Raw genomic sequence first — 2932 nt, 5'->3', positions numbered from 1 at the left:
TTGAGGAGAAGTCCTCGATCGATTAGTATCCGTCAGCTCCATGTGTCGCCACACTTCCACCCCGGACCTATCCACCTCGTCATCTTCGAGGGATCTTACTAGCTTGCGCTATGGGAAATCTCATCTTGAGGGGGGCTTCGTGCTTAGATGCTTTCAGCACTTATCCCGTCCACACATAGCTACCCAGCGATGCCCTTGGCAGGACAACTGGTACACCAGCGGTGTGTCCATCCCGGTCCTCTCGTACTAAGGACAGCTCCTCTCAAATTTCCTGCGCCCGCGACGGATAGGGACCGAACTGTCTCACGACGTTCTGAACCCAGCTCGCGTACCGCTTTAATGGGCGAACAGCCCAACCCTTGGGACCGACTACAGCCCCAGGATGCGATGAGCCGACATCGAGGTGCCAAACCTCCCCGTCGATGTGAACTCTTGGGGGAGATAAGCCTGTTATCCCCGGGGTAGCTTTTATCCGTTGAGCGATGGCCCTTCCATGCGGAACCACCGGATCACTAAGCCCGTCTTTCGACCCTGCTCGACTTGTAGGTCTCGCAGTCAAGCTCCCTTCTGCCTTTGCACTCTGCGAATGATTTCCAACCATTCTGAGGGAACCTTTGGGCGCCTCCGTTACTCTTTAGGAGGCGACCGCCCCAGTCAAACTGCCCGCCTGACACGGTCCCCTGCCCGGATCACGGGCACGGGTTAGAAGTCCAATACAGCCAGGGTAGTATCCCACCAGTGCCTCCACCGAAGCTGGCGCTCCGGTTTCCACGGCTCCTACCTATCCTGTACAGGCTGCACCGGAATTCAATATCAGGCTGCAGTAAAGCTCCACGGGGTCTTTCCGTCCTGTCGCGGGTAACCTGCATCTTCACAGGTACTATAATTTCACCGAGTCTCTCGTTGAGACAGTGCCCAGATCGTTACGCCTTTCGTGCGGGTCGGAACTTACCCGACAAGGAATTTCGCTACCTTAGGACCGTTATAGTTACGGCCGCCGTTTACTGGGGCTTCAATTCAAAGCTTCGCTTGCGCTAACCTCTCCTCTTAACCTTCCAGCACCGGGCAGGCGTCAGCCCCTATACATCACCTTGCGGTTTTGCAGAGACCTGTGTTTTTGCTAAACAGTCGCCTGGGCCTATTCACTGCGGCTCTCTCGGGCTTTAACACCCTAATAGAGCACCCCTTCTCCCGAAGTTACGGGGTCATTTTGCCGAGTTCCTTAACGAGAGTTCTCTCGATCACCTTAGGATTCTCTCCTCGCCTACCTGTGTCGGTTTGCGGTACGGGCGCCTCCCGCCTCGTTAGAGGCTTTTCTTGGCAGTGTGAAATCAGGGACTCCGGGGTAAAACCCCTTGCCGTCACAGCCCAGCGTTACGGGAGTGGGATTTTCCTCACTCCCCGCCTCACTGCTTGGACGCGCAACCAACAGCGCGCTCACCCTATCCTCCTGCGTCACCCCGTCACTCAAACGGCGGGGAGGCGGTACAGGAATATCAACCTGTTGTCCATCGTCTACGCCTTTCGGCCTCGACTTAGGTCCCGACTGACCCTGAGCGGACGAACCTTCCTCAGGAAACCTTAGGCATTCGGTGGACGGGATTCTCACCCGTCTTTCGCTACTCATACCGGCATTCTCACTTCCAAGCGCTCCACCGGTCCTTCCGGTCCGGCTTCGACGCCCTTGGAACGCTCTCCTACCACTGACACCAACGGTGTCAATCCACGGTTTCGGTGGTCTGTTTAGCCCCGGTACATTTTCGGCGCAGCGCCACTCGACCAGTGAGCTATTACGCACTCTTTAAATGATGGCTGCTTCTAAGCCAACATCCTGGTTGTCTGGGCAGCGCCACATCCTTTTCCACTTAACAGACACTTGGGGACCTTAACCGGTGGTCTGGGCTGTTTCCCTCTCGACTACGGATCTTATCACTCGCAGTCTGACTCCCAGGCATAAATCACCGGCATTCGGAGTTTGTCTGAACTCGGTAACCCGGGATGGGCCCCTCATCCAAACAGTGCTCTACCTCCGGGATTCTCTAGCCTGAGGCTAGCCCTAAAGCTATTTCGGAGAGAACCAGCTATCTCCAGGTTCGATTGGAATTTCACCGCTACCCACACCTCATCCCCGCATTTTTCAACATACGTGGGTTCGGGCCTCCAGTAAGTGTTACCTTACCTTCACCCTGGACATGGGTAGATCACCTGGTTTCGGGTCTACGGCCCCATACTGTGTCGCCCTGTTCAGACTCGCTTTCGCTGCGGCTCCGCCTTCTCGGCTTAACCTTGCATGGAACCGTAACTCGCCGGTTCATTCTACAAAAGGCACGCCATCACCCATTAACGGGCTCTGACTACTTGTAGGCACACGGTTTCAGGATCTCTTTCACTCCCCTTCCGGGGTGCTTTTCACCTTTCCCTCACGGTACTGGTTCACTATCGGTCACTAGGGAGTATTTAGCCTTGGGAGATGGTCCTCCCGGATTCCGACGGAATTTCACGTGTTCCGCCGTACTCAGGATCCACTCCGGAGGGGATGGGCTTCGGTTACGGGGCTGTTACCCTCTGCGGCGGGCCTTTCCAGGCCGCTTCACCTCACGCATCCCTTTGTAACTCCAAAGGAGTGTCCTACAACCCCAGGAAGCAAGCTTCCTGGTTTGGGCTAATCCCGTTTCGCTCGCCGCTACTTGGGGAATCGAATTTTCTTTCTCTTCCTCCGGGTACTTAGATGTTTCAGTTCCCCGGGTGTGCCCCGACTGCGCTATGGATTCACGCAGCCGTACTGCCCCATTACGGGCAGTGGGTTTCCCCATTCGGAAATCTCCGGATCTCAGCTTACTTACAGCTCCCCGGAGCATATCGGTGTTCGTTCCGTCCTTCATCGGCTCCTAGTGCCAAGGCATCCACCGTGCGCCCTTCCTAACTTCACCTC

Annotated in this window: 1 rRNA gene; it reads right to left on the bottom strand. The window is 56.0% G+C overall.

What is annotated here, in order from left to right:
* Positions 1-2: 2 nt before the first annotated feature.
* A 23S ribosomal RNA gene (locus C772_RS15865) occupies positions 3-2930 on the bottom strand.
* Between the last annotated feature and the right edge of the window lie 2 nt (positions 2931-2932).

Source organism: Bhargavaea cecembensis DSE10 (genome assembly GCF_000348905.1).
In the GTDB taxonomy this organism is placed as follows: domain Bacteria; phylum Bacillota; class Bacilli; order Bacillales_A; family Planococcaceae; genus Bhargavaea; species Bhargavaea cecembensis.
Note: the sequence above shows the minus strand (reverse complement) of the source record. Positions and strands in the feature narration are given on the sequence as shown.